Annotated in this window: 17 protein-coding genes and 5 tRNA genes; 19 read left to right on the top strand and 3 right to left on the bottom strand. The window is 65.2% G+C overall.

The genetic code is table 11. The features are described from left to right. The first annotated feature begins 7 nt into the window (after positions 1–7). From QM707_RS04940 to QM707_RS04875, 14 genes are all read left to right on the top strand, one after another. Positions 8–655: a MotA/TolQ/ExbB proton channel family protein gene (locus QM707_RS04940; RefSeq protein ID WP_415000748.1), complete on the top strand. Its 648-nt coding sequence runs from the start codon at positions 8–10 to the stop codon at positions 653–655. Continuing rightward, the gene (locus tag QM707_RS04935; protein ID WP_415000747.1) at positions 652–1,074 is read left to right on the top strand and encodes an ExbD/TolR family protein; all 423 of its coding nucleotides are present in this window, start codon (positions 652–654) and stop codon (positions 1,072–1,074) included. Before QM707_RS04940 ends, QM707_RS04935 begins: the two co-directional genes overlap by 4 nt. Continuing rightward, positions 1,071–2,831, top strand: coding sequence for a lipid A export permease/ATP-binding protein MsbA (gene msbA / locus QM707_RS04930; RefSeq protein ID WP_415000746.1), 1,761 nt, complete (start codon positions 1,071–1,073; stop codon positions 2,829–2,831). Before QM707_RS04935 ends, msbA begins: the two co-directional genes overlap by 4 nt. A gap of 6 nt (positions 2,832–2,837) precedes the next feature. Next, the gene (gene lpxK / locus QM707_RS04925) at positions 2,838–3,815 is read left to right on the top strand and encodes a tetraacyldisaccharide 4'-kinase (RefSeq protein ID WP_415000745.1); all 978 of its coding nucleotides are present in this window, start codon (positions 2,838–2,840) and stop codon (positions 3,813–3,815) included. After that, positions 3,812–4,579, top strand: a complete 768-nt coding sequence (kdsB, locus tag QM707_RS04920; RefSeq protein ID WP_415000744.1) for a 3-deoxy-manno-octulosonate cytidylyltransferase — start codon at positions 3,812–3,814, stop codon at positions 4,577–4,579. The genes lpxK and kdsB overlap by 4 nt, the downstream gene beginning before the upstream one ends. Further along, complete coding sequence (locus QM707_RS04915; protein ID WP_415000743.1) at positions 4,576–5,061, top strand: low molecular weight protein-tyrosine-phosphatase; 486 nt, start codon at positions 4,576–4,578, stop codon at positions 5,059–5,061. The genes kdsB and QM707_RS04915 overlap by 4 nt, the downstream gene beginning before the upstream one ends. 25 nt (positions 5,062–5,086) lie before the next feature. Continuing rightward, complete coding sequence (locus QM707_RS04910) at positions 5,087–6,505, top strand: redoxin domain-containing protein (RefSeq protein ID WP_415000742.1); 1,419 nt, start codon at positions 5,087–5,089, stop codon at positions 6,503–6,505. A gap of 48 nt (positions 6,506–6,553) precedes the next feature. Further along, positions 6,554–8,392 (top strand): excinuclease ABC subunit UvrC, encoded by a 1,839-nt coding sequence (uvrC, locus tag QM707_RS04905; RefSeq protein ID WP_415000741.1) that lies wholly within the window; start codon positions 6,554–6,556, stop codon positions 8,390–8,392. Next, positions 8,393–8,950, top strand: coding sequence for a CDP-diacylglycerol--glycerol-3-phosphate 3-phosphatidyltransferase (gene pgsA / locus QM707_RS04900; protein WP_415000740.1), 558 nt, complete (start codon positions 8,393–8,395; stop codon positions 8,948–8,950). A gap of 75 nt (positions 8,951–9,025) precedes the next feature. Next, a tRNA-Gly gene (locus tag QM707_RS04895) sits at positions 9,026–9,101 on the top strand. 91 nt (positions 9,102–9,192) lie between these two features. Beyond that, positions 9,193–9,267: transfer RNA gene (locus QM707_RS04890), tRNA-Cys, on the top strand. 28 nt (positions 9,268–9,295) lie between these two features. Next, positions 9,296–9,369 (top strand) — tRNA-Cys (locus tag QM707_RS04885). 55 nt (positions 9,370–9,424) lie between these two features. Next, positions 9,425–9,508: transfer RNA gene (locus QM707_RS04880), tRNA-Leu, on the top strand. Between the two features lie 52 nt (positions 9,509–9,560). Continuing rightward, positions 9,561–11,192 carry an FMN-binding glutamate synthase family protein gene (locus tag QM707_RS04875; RefSeq protein ID WP_415000739.1) on the top strand — a complete coding sequence of 544 codons (1,632 nt, stop codon included), beginning with the start codon at positions 9,561–9,563 and terminating at the stop codon, positions 11,190–11,192. On the opposite strand, the gene arsC is transcribed toward QM707_RS04875, so the two are convergent. Further along, complete coding sequence (gene arsC, locus QM707_RS04870) at positions 11,185–11,547, bottom strand: arsenate reductase (glutaredoxin) (protein WP_415000738.1); 363 nt, start codon at positions 11,545–11,547, stop codon at positions 11,185–11,187. The genes QM707_RS04875 and arsC overlap by 8 nt on opposite strands. Before the next feature lie 69 nt (positions 11,548–11,616). On the opposite strand from arsC, the gene QM707_RS04865 reads away from it, so the two are divergent. Then, positions 11,617–11,691, top strand: a tRNA-Val gene (locus QM707_RS04865). Positions 11,692–11,737: 46 nt separating this feature from the next. On the opposite strand, the gene QM707_RS04860 is transcribed toward QM707_RS04865, so the two are convergent. Beyond that, positions 11,738–12,595, bottom strand: coding sequence for a hypothetical protein (locus QM707_RS04860; RefSeq protein WP_415000737.1), 858 nt, complete (start codon positions 12,593–12,595; stop codon positions 11,738–11,740). Between the two features lie 155 nt (positions 12,596–12,750). On the opposite strand from QM707_RS04860, the gene QM707_RS04855 reads away from it, so the two are divergent. Next, positions 12,751–13,149, top strand: coding sequence for a hypothetical protein (locus QM707_RS04855; protein ID WP_415000736.1), 399 nt, complete (start codon positions 12,751–12,753; stop codon positions 13,147–13,149). A gap of 52 nt (positions 13,150–13,201) precedes the next feature. Here the strand turns inward: QM707_RS04855 and QM707_RS04850 are convergent, their stop codons facing one another. Next, entirely contained in the window at positions 13,202–13,510 is a 309-nt protein-coding gene (locus QM707_RS04850; protein WP_415000735.1) for a DUF1244 domain-containing protein, read from the bottom strand. Positions 13,511–13,608: 98 nt separating this feature from the next. Between QM707_RS04850 and folD the strand changes: the two genes are divergently transcribed. Genes folD through dctP form a run of 3 tightly spaced genes read left to right on the top strand, consistent with a single transcriptional unit; the run spans position 13,609 to position 16,368 of the window. Beyond that, on the top strand, positions 13,609–14,487 hold the full coding sequence (gene folD / locus QM707_RS04845) for a bifunctional methylenetetrahydrofolate dehydrogenase/methenyltetrahydrofolate cyclohydrolase FolD (RefSeq protein WP_415000734.1): 879 nt from the start codon (positions 13,609–13,611) through the stop codon (positions 14,485–14,487). Between the two features lie 22 nt (positions 14,488–14,509). After that, complete coding sequence (locus QM707_RS04840; protein WP_415000733.1) at positions 14,510–15,367, top strand: TRAP transporter TatT component family protein; 858 nt, start codon at positions 14,510–14,512, stop codon at positions 15,365–15,367. Continuing rightward, entirely contained in the window at positions 15,367–16,368 is a 1,002-nt protein-coding gene (dctP, locus tag QM707_RS04835) for a TRAP transporter substrate-binding protein DctP (protein ID WP_415000732.1), read from the top strand. The genes QM707_RS04840 and dctP overlap by 1 nt, the downstream gene beginning before the upstream one ends. Position 16,369 lies beyond the last annotated feature (1 nt).

Raw genomic sequence — 16,369 nt, 5'->3', positions numbered from 1 at the left:
GTGCGGCGTGCTGGAACTGATCAAAGCTGGCGGCTGGGTCATGCTGCCTATCCTGACCCTGGCGGTACTGGCCCTGGCCATCGTCGTAGAGCGGTTCTGGAGCCTGAGACGCAAGGAAGTCCTGCCACCCGGCCTCGGTGCCGAGGTTCGCGAATGGGCCCGCAAGAGGCAGCTCGACCCCCGCCATATCGACGTGCTGCGCAAGAATTCGCCACTGGGCGAACTGCTGGCCGCGGCCCTGGACATGCGCTCGCGGCCGCGTGAGATCATGAAGGAGCGCGTCGAGGACGTCGGGCGCCATGTCGTGCACGAGCTCGAGCGTTTCATGAATACGCTGGGTACCATCGCCTCGGTCTCGCCCCTGCTCGGCCTGCTGGGCACGGTATTCGGCATGATCGAGATGTTCCTGAAGATCCTGACGACCGGTGTCGGCGACGCCAATCAGCTGGCAGGCGGTATCGGGCAGGCGTTGATCAGCACGGCCGCGGGCCTTTGCGTCGCGATCCCGGCCGTGATGTTCCACCGATATTTCCGTGGCCTGATCGCACAATACGTCGTGGAGATGGAGAAGCAGGCGATCGCCTTGATCGATGCGCTCGATGACAGCAGCGATGTGGGCGTCGATCCGACGCTCGACGAACGGAGCGCCGGATGAAACTGGGCGGCCCTCGCGATACCGACGAGCCGGAGATCAACCTGATCTCGCTGATCGACGTGCTGTTTTGCCTGATCCTTTTCCTCGTCGTCACCACCAGCTTCACCCAGCGTTCGATGCTGAAGCTGCAGTTGCCGCAGGCCGAAGCGACCGCGAAAGCCGAGAGCGGCCCGCCGCTGACCCTGCTTATCGACAACGAGGGGCGCTATTTCATCGGCAACAACGAGGTCTTGAAAACCGATGTGTCGAGCCTCAAGGAAGCGTTGGTCCGGGTGGCGGGCGATGACCGCAGCCAGCCTGTCGTTCTCCGCGCCGATGGCCGGGCGCCGCACCAGTCCGTCGTGACCGCGCTGGACGCGCTCGGCCAGATCGGATTCGTCAAGATTTCCATCGCTACCGCACCGCCTGCTCGTCCGTGATATCAGAAGAAAACCGACCGACGACCTGGCAGACGTACAAGCGTCTGCTTGGCTACGCCAAACCCTACCGCTGGCTGATGCTGGCCGCCGCCATCGGCATGATGGTGGAGGCTTCGGCGGCGGGCTACTTCACCGCGCTGATGAAGCCGATGGTGGACGAGACCTTCGTCGCTCGTAATCCCGATGTGCGCCTTACGCTGCCGTTGATCATCCTCGGTCTGTTCTTCCTGCGCGGCATCGCCACCTTCAGCAGCGACCTCGGCATGGCCCGAACCGGTCAGGGTATCGTGCGCGACCTGCAAGTGACGCTGTTCGACAAGTTCCTGCGTCTGCCGAGCAAACGTTACGACTCGGAGCCGGTCGCCAAGCTGTTGTCGCGCCTGCACTACGACACGACGCAGATGGCTGCGGCGATCACCGAAGCCTTGAAGGTGATGATCACCGACACGCTGACGATCCTGGTCATGCTCGGCATCATGCTCTACCAGAGCTTCACGGTGACGGTGGTGATGCTGGTCGTGGGCCCGGCCATCGCACTGATTTCTTCCTATGTGAGTCGGCGCTATCGCCGGATCAACCGGAATATCCAGGAAGCGGTGGCGCGTACCGGCCAGGCCAGCATGGAGAGCCTTTCCGGCCAGCAGGAAGTGAAGGTGTACGGTGCGCAGGCGCAGGAACTGGCGCGTTTCCGCGATCTGTCCAAGGGCAGCCTGCGCTTGAGCATGAAGATGGAAACGACGCGCGGCGCCGCTTCCTCCCTGGTGCAGCTGCTGGGCGCTTTTGCGCTCGCGTTGATCCTGTTCGCGGCCGGCCTGGACGCGGCTACCGGCAAGATGTCGGCCGGCGGGTTCGTCGTGATCATGACTTCGATGATGGTCATGCTGCCGTCGCTCAAGCGCATCACCAACGTGCAGGGGCCCCTGCAACGCGGCATTTCTTCGGCCGAGCGGCTTTTCGCCCTGCTCGATGAGCCGAACGAAGCCGATACCGGCACGAAGGCTCTGGCGCGTGCGCGTGGCGAGATCGAATTCCGCGACGTCAGCGTGACCTACGAAGGCCAGAACGAACCGGCCGTGCGCGGCGTGTCTTTCACGGCCCGGCCCGGCACGGTAACGGCGATCGTGGGGCGTTCCGGCGGCGGCAAGACCACTTTGGCGCGCCTGCTGCCGCGTTTCTACGAACCCTCTGCCGGCGAAATCCGTCTCGACGGCGAGCCGCTGACCGCCTATCGCCTGGCGGATCTGCGCCGGCAGATCGCCCTGGTCGGGCAGCGAGTGATGCTGTTCGACGACACCGTTGCCGCCAACATCGCCTACGGCATGGCCGAGGCCGATAGTGGCGCGATCTGGCAGGCGGCGGAGGCCGCGAACGCGACGGAATTCATCGACCGCCTGCCGCAGGGCATGGAAACGCGCATCGGCGAGAACGGTAGCCTGTTGTCTGGCGGCCAACGCCAACGCCTGGCCATCGCCCGCGCGATCCTGAAGGACGCACCGGTCCTCATCCTCGACGAGGCGACGGCAGCGTTGGACAACGAATCCGAACGCCTGGTGCAGGATGCGCTGAACCATCTGATTCCCGACCGCACGACGCTCGTCATCGCGCATCGCCTGTCCACCATCGAGCATGCCGACCAGGTGCTGGTGATGGACGATGGGCGATTGGTCGAGCAGGGCACGCATGCCGAGTTGCTGGCGTGCGATGGCGCCTACGCGCGCCTGCATCGCCTGCAGTTCCGCGACAACGCGACGGGTTGATCGGCGATGGCCGGCGGCGTGGAAGCCTGGCTGCAGCGGCGCTGGTACGGCGGAGTTCCGCCGAACCACGCGTTGCGTTTCGCTGCAGGCATGTACCGCATCGTCACCGACCTTCGTCGCACCGCTTACGGGCATGGCTGGATGCAGGCGCACAAGGTGCCGGCCAGGGTCATTGTCATCGGTAACTTCACCGCGGGTGGTACCGGCAAGACACCGCTGATCCTGGCCCTGGCCGAGCGCCTGCGCATCGCCGGATGGCGGCCCGCGATCGTCAGCCGCGGGCACGGGCGCCAGTCGCGCGCGGCCGTCAGGGTCGACGCTGCGACGCCGGCCTCGGAATGCGGCGACGAACCCAAACTGCTGTACGAACGCAGCGGCCTTCCGGTGTACGTCGACGCCGATCGGGTGGCTGCCTGTCGACGCGCGATCACCGAGGGCTGCGATATCGTGCTGGCCGACGACGGCTTGCAGCACCATCGCTTGCGCCGTGACATCGAGATCGAGGTAATCGATGGCGAACGACGCTATGGCAACGGCCTGATGCTGCCAGCCGGACCGTTACGCGAGAAGCCGCGACGCGTGGATTGGCGCGTCGTGAACGGCGGCCAGGCGCAAGCGGGCGAATGGCCGATGAGCCTGCGTCTGGCCGGCCTGCGCTCGCTGGGCGGCGATGCTGCCTGCGATCCCTCGGCCTTCCTGGGCTGCAAGGTGCATGCCGTGGCCGGCATCGGCAACCCGCAACGCTTCTTCTCGGCGCTGCGCCGGCTCGGCCTGGATATCGTGGAGCACGCCTTCCCCGACCACCACCGTTTCGAGACCGGCGATTTCGCCGGGATGGACGCCCCGATCCTGATGACCGAGAAGGACGCCGTGAAGTGTCGCGCGCTCGGGCTGGAAGGGGCATGGTATGCGCCGGTGGCGGCGGAACTGCCGGATGCGTTCTACTCCGGATTGTGCGAAGCCCTGCAGGCGCCCCAGGCATGAGTGCTCCCGAATTCGTTGTCGCCATTCCCGCGCGTTACGGCGCCTCGCGCCTGCCGGGCAAGCCGCTGCGACTCATCGCCGGCGAGCCGATGGTCGTGCATGTGGCGCGCCGCGCGTTGGCGGCCGGTGCGCGCGAGGTCGTGGTCGCCACCGACGACAGCCGAATTGCCGACGCCGTGAAAGACTTTCCTTTGAAGGTTTGCCTGACGCGCGCGGACCATGCTTCCGGTACCGATCGCCTGGCCGAATGCGCCGAACAGCGGGCATGGCCGGACGAGTTGATCGTCGTGAACCTGCAGGGCGATGAGCCTTTCGCACCGGTCGAAGGCATTCGCGCGGTGGCGACCGTCCTGCACGATTCGCAGGCGCCGATGGCGACGCTCGCCGCGCCGATCGTCGACAACGAAACCCTGTTCGACCCGAACGCCGTGAAGGTCGTCGCGGATGCGCAGGGCCATGCCCTTTACTTCAGCCGGGCGCCCATCCCCTGGCAGCGCGATCGCTTTCGGGAAGACCGGCATGGCACGCCCGATGCGGGCGCGCTGCGCCACATCGGCATCTACGCCTATCGCGCCGGCTTCCTGCGCCGCTTCACTGGTCTCCCGCCCGGACGGTTGGAAGCGTTGGAGGCGCTGGAGCAGTTGCGCGTGCTCGAGGCGGGACATCGCATCGCCGTGGGCCTGACACCGGTGCCGTTTCCACCGGGAGTGGATACCGAAGCCGACCTCCAGCGCGCCGATGCGCGCATGCGCAACGGCGGATGAATCGCCTGCTGTTCGTCTGTCTGGGCAATATCTGCCGATCGCCTTTGATGGAAGGCCTCGTGCGCGCGGAGCTGCGCAAGCTCGGTCGCCTGGAGCGCTACACCATCGATTCGGCTGGGCTGGGCGCTTGGCATGCTGGCGAGATGCCGGATCCGCGCGCCATGGCGATCGCCCGTCAGCGCGGGATCGATATTTCGATGCAACGCGCGCGTGCCCTGACGTCGCGTGATTTCCAGGCCTTCGACCTGGTGCTGTGCGCCGACCGGCGCAATCTTTCCGAGTTGCGTCGGCGCGCCGGATCCGATGCCGATCGTTGCGCCTTGTTCCTCGACTGGAGCGGTGTCAAGGCCGAAGGCGAGGTGCCCGATCCATACACCGGCGGGGCCGCCGAATTCGAACTGGCCTATGCGCTGATCGAACGTGGCGCCCAGGGCCTGGTGCGCCGGCTGGAGCCCGCTGGCCAGGCCGGGGATTTCCGCTAAGCTGGGCATCCCACGGAGTTCCCCGATGTCCGCCACGGTCGCCCCGTCATTGTCGAGTTCGCTGAGTTGGCTCAATGCCAACGAGCAGACCATCGCCTCGCATCGTGGTCGCGTCGTGGCGCTACTGTTCTGGAACGCGAGCTCGGGTTATTGCCAGAACCTGATCGGCGAGCTCGCGCTGCTGCGCGCGCGCCATCCAGTGCATTTGGCCGTGCTCGGGATCCATCAACCGAAGTTCGATGCCGAAGTGGACGATCGCACCGTGCTCAAGGCGATCAACCGGATGGGGCTCGGGTTTCCGGTCGCGAACGATCGCGGCTGGGTCGCGTGGCAACACTATGGCGTGGCCAGCTGGCCTTCCGTCGCGCTGATCGATCCGGAAGGAAATCTTCGCCAGATCGTATCGGGGGACGATCAGGCCGGGCGATTGGGCCAGATGATCGCCGAACTGATCGACGAAACCGACCAGCTCGCCGCCTTGCCGCCCGTTTTCCAGGTGCGTGGCGCGGAGCCGCGGCAGGCGTTGGCGTTTCCGTCGGGCATCACGGTTACCGACACCCATCTGTACGTCGCCGATACCGGCCATCATCGCATCCTGGAATGCAGCTTCACCGGCAAGGTGCTGCGGCAGTTCGGCAGCGGCCACGCCGACCTGGTGGACGGCAGCGCGAGCGAAGCGGGTTTCCGTTCGCCGCGGGGAATGTGCGTGTTGCGCGACAGCCTGTACGTGGCCGACACCGGCAATCATGCGATCCGACGAATCAGCCTGCTCGACGGACGGGTCGAAACGCTGGTCGGCCGCGGCAAGCCCGGATCGCCGAAGGAGGGCATTTCAGCGCGTTCCGACGAATGTCCGCTCGATTTGCCGATGGATGTCGTCGGCGACACGGACCGCCTCTACCTGTCCCTGGCCGGCTGCAACCAGATATGGGAACTGGAGGTCGGCAGCCGGCGCATGCGTTTCGTCGCTGGCACCGGCGAGCTCGGCATCGCCGATGGCCCGGGCAACAAGGCCTTGTTCGCGCAACCCGCCGGGATGGCGCTGGTACAGCAGACGCTTTATGTCGCCGATTCGGCGACATCGGCCGTCAGGACAGTGCACCTGAACCATGGCATGGTGCAGACGCTGGTCGGGCAAAGCCTGTACGAGTTCGGGGACGTGGATGGGCAACGGCAGGAAGCGCGCCTGCAGTATCCGCTGGCCCTGGCGCTGGACTCGCGTTCGCCGGTGCTCTGGGTGGCCGATACCTACAACGGCGCCCTGCGTACGCTGCGTCTCGGCGGAGGGGAAATGGCGACGCACGGTCTGCCGCAACCGCTCTACCAGCCCGCCGCCTTGGCGATGGCGCGCGAATCGATCTGGATCGCCGATGCCGGGCAGCACGAGATCTTGCGCCACGACCTGAACACGGGCTTGTTGACGCGCGTTCCGGTCGACGAATGAGTCGGCCTGTGGCGGGAGGCGCCTTCGCGCCTCGGCGATAATGCAGCGATGAGCGAAACCCCTGTGCCTTTCGACGGAAAGGAATTCGTCCGGCAACTCACCACCGCGCCCGGTGTCTACCGGATGCTCTCGGCCGATGGCGTCGTGTTGTACGTGGGCAAAGCCGCCTCGTTGAAGAAGCGGGTCGCGAGCTATTTCCGCGCAGACCTGCCGTCGCGACGTATCGCGTTGATGATCGCGCAAACGGCGCGCATGGAGATCACCGTCACGCGCACGGAGGCCGAGGCGCTGATCCTGGAGAACCAGCTGATCAAGTCGCTGCGGCCGCGTTACAACGTCCTGCTGCGCGACGACAAGAGTTACCCGTACATCCTGATTACCGACGAGACCTGGCCTCGCATCGGCAAGCATCGCGGGCCACGTTCGCAACCCGGTCGCTATTTCGGTCCTTACCCCAGCGGCCTGGCGGTGACCGAAACACTGGATCTGATGCAGAAGATATTCAAGCTGCGCAGTTGCGAGGACAGCTTCTTCCGCAACCGCAGCCGCCCCTGCCTGCAGCACCAGATAGGGCGTTGCACCGCTCCCTGCGTTGGCCTGATCGCCACCCGCGACTACGACGCCAGCGTCCGGCGCGCGGCTCTTTTCCTCGATGGACGCAGCAACGAATTGGTGGACGAACTGACGAAGTCCATGGACGCCGCCAGCGCGCGCCTCGAATTCGAACAGGCGGCGCAATTGCGCGACACCATCGCCGGCATCCGCAAGATCCAGGCGAGGCAGTACGTGGAAGGCGAGCAGGTCGAGATGGACGTGCTGGCCTGCGCGATGGCGCAGGGCGCGGCCTGCGTGCTCCTGCTGTCGTTCCGCAACGGCATGAACCTCGGTACGCGCTCGTTCTTCCCGAAACTCAATGGCGCCGAATCGGAGGAAGAGGTGCTGACAGCCTTCGTCGGCCAGTACTACCTGGAGAAGCGACCGCCGCGCGAGATCGTGCTGGGCCACGCCATCGCCGACACGGAGCTGTACGAAAGAGTCTTCGGCGAACAGGCCGGCCGGCGGGTCGAGATCAAGAGCAGCGTGCGCGGCGATCGCGCGCGCTACCTGGAGCTGGCGCAGAAGAACGCCACGCTCGCCCTGCAGAGCCAGCTCAGCAGCGCCGCGACGCAGCAGGCGCGCATGAAGTCCTTGCAGGAACTGTTGCAGTTGTCGACGCCGCCGACGCGGATCGAGTGTTTCGACATCAGCCATACGATGGGCGAAGCCACGGTCGCGTCCTGCGTGGTGTTCGATGCCGAAGGCGCGGTGCGCGGGCAATATCGTCGCTTCAATATCGCCGACATCACGCCAGGCGACGACTACGCCGCCATGCACCAGGCGCTGCAACGGCGATTCCGCCGTGGCGTCGAGGAGGGCGTATTGCCGGATCTGTTGCTGATCGACGGCGGCGCCGGCCAGTTGGCGCAGGCGAGCCAGGTGCTGCACGAACTCGGCGTCGAAGGGGTAAGTCTGGTCGGTGTGGCGAAAGGCGAGGAACGCCGCGCAGGACATGAAGCCCTGGTGTTTCCCGACGGGCGCGAAATCCGCCCCGGCGTGGAATCGCCGGGATTGCAGCTGATCCAGCAGATCCGCGACGAAGCGCATCGCTTCGCGATCACCGGTCATCGCGGGCGACGCCAGAAAGCGCGCGAAACGAGTCGGCTGGAAGACATCGCCGGCATCGGTCCGCGGCGCCGTGCGGCGTTGCTGAAGCACTTCGGCGGCCTTGGCGGTCTCAAGGGCGCGGGCGTGGAGGAAATCGCCCGCGTCGAAGGCGTCAGCGCTGCCCTCGCGACCCGCATCTATGCTTCACTACACGGGCTGGATACTCCCGACACGGAAGCCTGAGTGAAGCTGACCATTCCGACCTTGCTGACGCTCCTGCGCATCCTCAGCCTGCCGGTGATGGTGCTCGCGTTCTATTGGGAGAATCGCTGGAGCAACTGGGTCACGACCGGCGTGTTCGTGGCCGGCGCATTGACCGATTGGCTGGATGGCTGGGTTGCGCGACGTTTCAACATGTATTCGGCTTTCGGCGCCTTTCTGGACCCGGTGGCGGACAAACTCGCCGTGACGGTCGCGCTGTTCCTCGTCGTGCAAGGGCATCCGACCGCGTGGATGGCGCTGTTGTCGGCCGTGATCGTCGGGCGCGAGATCACCATCTCGGCGCTGCGCGAATGGATGGCGCAACTGGGTGCGCACGGCCTGGTGAAAGTCGCCGGTCTCGGCAAGATCAAGACGATCGTGCAGATGGTCGCGATCAGCTGCCTGCTATTCAGCGAACCTTTCCTCGGCCTGCCGATTTTCCGCATCGGCGAATGGTTGTTGGCCGCCGCCGCCGCCCTGACCTTGTGGTCCGGCGCGGACTACGTGCGTGCGGCCTGGCCGGCGATGAGCCGCCATTGAGGGCCCTGGAATAGCCAAAAACCATAAGAAGGGTGTTGACAGGGCAGGCCGTTTCGCCAAAAATAGACGACTTCCGCGGGAATAGCTCAGTTGGTAGAGCACGACCTTGCCAAGGTCGGGGTCGCGAGTTCGAGTCTCGTTTCCCGCTCCAGTTTCTACAAAGCCCCGGTTCGCCGGGGTTTTGTTTTTTCAAGAAGTGACGCATTGCCTTTTGGCGATAAAATCATTTGCAAGACACCCGTGGCCGGGTGGCAGAATGGTCAATGCAGCGGACTGCAAATCCGCGTGTGCCGGTTCGATTCCGGCCTCGGCCTCCAAACGGAGGCGGACAGTTTCAACACCCCTGGCCGGGTGGCAGAGTGGTTATGCAGCGGACTGCAAATCCGCGTACGCCGGTTCAATTCCGACCTCGGCCTCCAATCTTCGAAACCCCGCTTCGGCGGGGTTTTTCTTTTTGCGGCACCATACCGGCATGCCCGGGTGGCGAAACTGGTAGACGCATGGGACTTAAAATCCCCCGACCGCAAGGTCATGCGGGTTCGACCCCCGCCCCGGGCACGTATCAGGCGCGGCGCGATCATGCGCTGTGCGAAGCGAATCGGAGCGCATGATGCCGCCGTCCCGCTATTGGGTATTCCTGTCCTGCTTCGCATTGGCCTGTGCCCTGACGGCCTGGTCGTGGTGGCAACCGTTCTGGTGGTGGTTGGCGGCCGTCTTCGCGGCGCTGACCGCGGTCGGCCTCTGGGATCTGCTGCAGAAGCGCCACGCCGTGCGCCGCAACTATCCGGTGACCGCGCATTTCCGCTACATGTTCGAATCGATCGGCCCGGAGATCCGCCAGTACTTCGTCGAGACCGATACCGAGGAACGGCCCTTCTCCCGACAGCAGCGCGCCATCGTCTACCAGCGCGCGAAGAACGTGCTCGACAAGCGGCCCTTCGGCACGCAGGGCAATGTCTACGAGAACGGCTATGAGTGGATCAATCATTCCCTGGCGCCGACCAAGCTCGACTCGCACGACTTTCGCGTCCTGATCGGCGCATCCGCCGCGAAGCCCTATTCGGCCAGCGTCTTCAACATCTCGGCGATGAGCTTCGGCTCGCTGTCCGCGAACGCCATCCGCGCGTTGAACGAAGGCGCCCGGCGCGGCGGCTTCTATCACGACACCGGCGAGGGCTCGATCTCGCAATATCACCGGGAAAACGGCGGCGACCTCGTCTGGGAAATCGGCTCGGGCTATTTCGGTTGCCGCGACGACGAAGGCCGCTTCAGCGAAGAACGTTTCGTCGCCAATGCCGCCTCCGGGCAGGTGAAGATGATCGAGGTAAAGCTCTCGCAAGGCGCCAAGCCCGGGCAGGGCGGCATCCTGCCGGCGCCGAAGGTTTCACCCGAGATATCGGCGGCACGTGGCGTGCCGATGGGCGTGGACTGCGTTTCGCCGGCGAAGCATTCGGCGTTTTCGACGCCGATCGAGTTGCTGCAGTTCGTCGATCGCCTGCGTCGCCTGTCGGGCGGCAAGCCCACCGGTTTCAAGCTGGCGATCGGCCACCCGTGGGAATGGTTCGGCGTGGCGAAGGCGATGATGGAGACGGGCTTGCGGCCCGATTTCATCGTCGTGGATGGAGGCGAGGGCGGCACCGGTGCGGCACCGCTGGAATTCACCGACCATGTCGGCGCGCCGCTGCGCGAGGCGCTGCTCCTGGTGCACAACACGCTCGTCGGGCTGAACCTGCGCCAGCATGTGCGTATCGGTGCGGCGGGCAAAGTCATCACGGCCTTCGATATCGTGCGCACGCTGGCGCTCGGCGCCGACTGGTGCAATGCGGCGCGCGGCTACATGTTCGCGCTCGGTTGCATTCAGTCGCAGAACTGTCATACCGACCGTTGTCCGACCGGCGTCGCGACACAGGATCCCGCAAGGCAGAAGGCGCTCGATCCGGCCGACAAGGCCACGCGCGTGTACCAGTACCAGCAGAACACGCTGAAAGCCCTGAAGGAGCTGATCGCGGCCGCCGGCCTCAATCATCCTGAAGAAATCGGCCCGGAACATGTCGTGCGCCGCATTTCTTCGACCGAAGTGCGTTCGCTGGCGACCCTGCATCGTTTTCTCAAACCTGGCGAGCTGCTGTCCAGCGAATTGCCGGATCACCCGGTCTACCAGGTGTTCTGGAACGAAGCGCGGGCCGATGCCTTCGTTCCGCCGCCGCAGATCCGTTCATTGCGGACCAGCAAACTCAGCTGAGATCGGCGAGTATTTCGAGCATGCGCTCGGCCGGTCGTGCGATGACGGCGCGGTCGCGGTGATGCAGGATCGGTCGTTGCAACAGCGAGGGGTACTGCACCAGTGCAGCGATCAAGGCTTCATCGCCGAGCGTCGGCGAATCGAGGCCGAGCTCGGCGTAGAGCGCCTCGTCGCGCCGCATGATCCCGCGGGGTTCCAGCGCCAATGCCTTCAGCAGATCGGCGAACTGCGCGATTGAGGGCGGCGATTGCAGATAGTCGACGACCCCGAACGCGACCCCACGCGATTCCAGCCATTCGCAGGCGGCGCGCGACTTCGAGCAAGCGGGGTTGTGGTAGAGCAGGGTATCGGGCATTCGAAAGTCTTCGCTCGCGGGCTCGGCTTGACCGGACAGGGCGCAAAAGCCTAGAATTCGCGGCTGATTGGGCGGTTAGCTCAGCGGTAGAGCACTGCTTTCACACGGCAGGGGTCACAGGTTCAAGCCCTGTACCGCCCACCAATCTTCCAGGGCCGGGGTCATCCCCGGCCTTTTCTTTTGCCGTCATTCACTCGATCTGCGCGCGGGCGAATTCGGCGTCCAGCGTTTCCATCGCATCGTGCGGCTTGAGCTTGCCGGCCTTTTCGTACGCCTTGGCTGCCGCGCTCTCCTTCTTGTCGCCGTGCAGGAGCAACAGCAGGTTCGCGTGTTCGACATGGGCGATCGGCGAATCCGGCGTCAGCTTCAGCGCCGAGGCGATGTGCTTCTCGGCTTCGCTGGCTTTCGCGCCGTAGGTCATGCCGCCGATCAGCGAGCCGATCTTGCCAATGATTTCGGCGTGGTAGAGCGCCAGCGCAGTCAGCGCTTCGGCATGCTTGGGATTGCGTTCGAGCGTGGCTTCCAGCGAAGCGCGGACCTTGCTGGCCAGACCCATCTTCAAGGCCTTGGTGATGCTGATGCCCTGGCTGTAGCGGCCGAGCGCGAATGCGTGGCGGTAATGGCTGTTGGCTTCGCCGGGCAGGGCGGCCACGGCGGCCTCGGCGAGCTTGCCGGCCTGCTCGTAGCGCTTGAGCTGCTCGGCTTCGTCCTCGACCAGGTAGGTCGCATGGATGCCGATGGCCTTCACCGCGACAGAGGCGCCGACCGGTCCGAGCGCCGACCCCGCGTCGAAGGCTTCATGGAAATCGCCGCGATGAAAACAGCGCCAGGCTTCCTGCAGCTGTTCGGCGAGTCCGGCCGCGTCGACGCCTTTCGGCGCCGACTTGCCGGCAGCCTTGATCAGCGCGGCGGCGCGCTTGTCGTCCGGAAAGGGTTCGCCGTCGCCGGCATGCAGTACGCCCCAGGCCTTCTTGAGCTTGTCGCCGCTGTAATCGAAGGGTTTTGCATCGTGCGGAAACTTGGCCCAGCCGGACTTCTTCGTCGCCATGTGCTTTCGTGCCTGTCGTGAGGGCGCCAGCATCGCCCGGCCTCGCGCGCTCCGCAAGCTGTTGCGCGCCTAGTGTGAAAACTCCAGCGAGGCCACGGAGACTCGATCCATACGCCCCGGTAGGGGTTCGTCGAAAACCAGCCACGAGGTAGTCCATGGCCCGCAAGACCGCTCCCCGCAATACCCGCACGAAAGCGACGTCGTCCCGCGACTTCTTCCTTGCCGGCATCGGCGCTTTCTCCCTGGGCCGCAAGCAGGCCTTGAAGGCTTACCAGCAAGGTGTCGGCAGCCTCTGCGATCTGCGCGGCAAGGCCGAAGAGGCCGTGTCCGAGTTCGAAGCCAATGCCAGAAAGTTCGGCAAGCAGGCCCGCTCGCGCATCGCGCCGGCCCAAAAGAAGGCGATTGCCTTCATCGATGAAGCCCGGACGCAAGCCAACAAGCGCCTCTCCCCCGTGCTCGCGCGTCTCGGCGTGAAGCCGGCGCCGGCCAAACGTGCCGCCCGCAAGACGACCCGTCGCCCCGCTGCCCGCAAGCGCGCGCGTCGCGCTGCCTGATTCCGCCGGCGATGGATTAAAGAACGCCCCGGATTCCGGGGCGTTCTGCTTTTCACGCGTGCCTGGCTTGCGCGGCTTTGAACGCCGCCAGTTGTTCTGGCGTGGCCTCGGTCTGGTGACGCGCTTTCCATTCGGCGAAGGGCATGCCGTAGATGCGTTCCCGGGCCTGGTCCCTGTCCATCGCCAGGCCGCTGGCTTCGGCAGCTTCCCGATACCAATCGGCGAGGCAGTTCCGGCAGAAGCCGGCGAGGGTCATCAGTTCGATGTTCTGCACGTCCTTGCGGGCGTCGAGATGGGCGAGCAGGCGGCGGAAAGCGGCGGCTTCCAGGCGGTCGGATTCGGTAGTGTCGTTGGCGTTCATATGGCGGGAGCGATTGGGCTTCGGCGATAATTAGACGCCAGCGCCGCGAATTGGAACAGCGAATCCGCGATGCGAGGCCGACTCCCCGGCAGGAACCCATGAGCGCCCGAATCATCGACGGCAAACGCATCGCCGACGCCCTGCTGGACGATCTGTCCGTGCGGGTAGGCGCCCGCGTCGACGCCGGCAAGGCGCGCCCGGGGCTGGCGGTGATCCTAGTCGGGCAAGACCCGGCGTCTGCGGTCTATGTGCGCAACAAGCGTCGCGCCTGCAAGAAGGTCGGCATCAAGGCCCTGGATTTCGATTTGCCGGCCGACACCAGCGACGACGAGATCGCCGCGTTGATCGATCGACTCAACGAAGACCCCGCCGTGCACGGCATCCTGCTGCAGCTGCCGCTGCCGGGCGGGCGCGACGGCAACCGACTGATCCATCGCATCGATCCGCGCAAGGATGTAGACGGTTTCCATCCGGAAAACGTCGGCCACCTGGCCCTGCGCCAGTTCGGCCTGCGCCCCTGCACGCCACGTGGCATCACGACCCTGCTGGCTTACACCGATCGCCCCGTGCGCGGTGCGACGGCCACGGTCGTCGGTGTCAGCAACCATGTCGGCCGGCCGATGGCGCTCGAACTGCTGATCGCCGGCTGCACGACGATCAGCTGCCACAAGTTCACGCCGCGCGAAGTGCTCGAGGCGCAGGTGCGTCAGTCCGACATCCTCGTCGTCGCCGTCGGTCGCCCCGGCCTGATCCCGGGCGAGTGGGTGAAGCCGGGCGCCGTCGTGATCGATGTCGGTATCAACCGGATGGACGATGGCCGCCTGGTCGGCGACGTGGGCTTCGAGGCGGCGCGCGAGCGGGCCAGCTGGATCACGCCGGTGCCGGGCGGGGTGGGGCCGATGACGGTCGCCACCCTGATGCAGAACACTCTCGAGGCGGCCGAAGCGATGGATGCCGCGCACATGTCGGTGTCTTAGAGACTATGGGAACATGATGGCCATGATCCGACCCGCCCTCGTCCTGATCGCTGCGTGCTCCCTGGTTGGATGTGCCTCCATCGTCGGCAAGGCGACCGACCGTTTCGCGACCAATCTCGGCAACGCGATCCTCAACAACGAGGACCCGGCCACGGTACGCGATGGCTTGCCGGCTTATCTGCTGTTGCTCGACAGTCTGGTGGAAGGGCAGGTGCCTGGCGACGCCGGCAATGCCTCCACCCTGCTGGCCGCCGCCAAGCTCAATGGCGCCTATGCCGGCAATTTCACCGGCGACGATCCCGAGCGCGCGCAGCGTCTCTCGAAGAAGGCGCTGGACTATGCCAAGCGCGGCGTCTGCCTGAGGGACGCCGTTCTTTGCTCGGCGATGGATAAGCAACAGGACGAGTTCGATACCGTGGTCGCCGCCGATACCGACGTCGATTCGTTGTATGCCTTGGCGACGGCCTGGGCGGGCTTCGTACAGTCCCATAGCGAGGATTTCGTCGCCATCGCGGCCCTGCCGAAGGTGCAGTCCCTGTTCGAGCGCGTGGTGGCCCTCGATGCCACGCACGACAACGGCCAGGTCTATGTCTACCTCGGCGTACTCAACTCGCTGCGGCCCGAAGCGGTTGGCGGCAAGCCTGAGCTAGGCCGCAAGTATTTCGAGCAGGCGATTGCGGTTTCCAATGGTCGCAACCTGTACGCCAAGGCCCTGATGGCCCAGTACTACGCGCGATTGGTTTACGACCAGGAATTGCACGATCGCCTTCTGGAAGAAGTGCTGGCCGCCGATCCGAAGGTGCCAGGCATGACTTTGTCGAATACGCTGGCGCAGCAGCTGGCGCGAAAACTCCAAATCAGCGGAAAGGACTATTTCTGATGAACTCGTGGATTCGTGGACTCGCTCTCGCGGCCCTGGTGGTTGCCGCCGCGCCGGTGGCGGCGCAGCAGACGGTCAAGATCGCGACCATCGCGCCCGACGGTTCCGGTTGGATGAAGGAATTGCGCGCCGCGGCAGCCGAGGTTCAAACGCAGACGCAGGGCCGCGTGACCGTGAAGTTCTTCCCGGGCGGCGTGATGGGCAGCGATACGGTCGTGTTGCGCAAGATCCGGCTCGGCCAGTTGCAGGGCGGAGCGCTGACCGGCAGCGAGATCGATTCGGTTTGCCGCGATTCGCCGATCTACAGCCTGCCGTTCCTGTTCAACAGCCAGGACGAAGTGGACGCGGTGCGCAAGATCGTCGATCCGATGCTGGCCGACTGCTTCCAGAAGAACGGCCAGCGATTGTTGGGCATCGCCGGCGGCGGTTTCGCCTACCTGATGAGCACGCACGAATTGCGCACGCGCGACGACTTGCGCAGTTCGAAGGTGTGGGTGCCGGCGAACGATCGCATCGGCGACCAGGCCTTCCGCAACGGCGGTATCACGCCGATCCCGCTGCCCCTTTCGGACGTGTTCACGAGCTTGCAGACGGGGCTGGTCGATACCGTCGGCAACACGCCCTCGGGCGCGGTGATCCTGCAATGGCACGGCAAGATCAAGTTCGTCGTGGACCTGCCCTTGACCTATATCCCGGCCTATATCCTGGTCGACCAGAAGGCCATGGCGAAAATGACGCCTGCCGACCAGGCAGCGATGCAACGCGCATTCTCCGGCGCGATGAATCGCATCGATGCCGCCAATCGCCGCGAAAACGTGCAGGCGCTCAATGCGATGAAGCAGGGCGGCACCAAGGTGGTGACGCCGCCACCGGCCGAGGCGGCGCGCTGGCGCGAGATCGGCATCACTACCGCGAACCAGTTGGAACAGAAGGGCACGTTCACGCCGGGCCTGCTGGCGACCATTCGCCGCACCCTGGCCGCCAAACGGGGCGGCAAGTGAT

It is taken from the genome of Arenimonas sp. (assembly GCF_047602345.1).
In the GTDB taxonomy this organism is placed as follows: Bacteria; Pseudomonadota; Gammaproteobacteria; order Xanthomonadales; family Xanthomonadaceae; genus Arenimonas.
The sequence above is the reverse complement of the archived record's forward strand: the minus strand, read 5'-3'. Positions and strand labels throughout refer to the sequence as shown.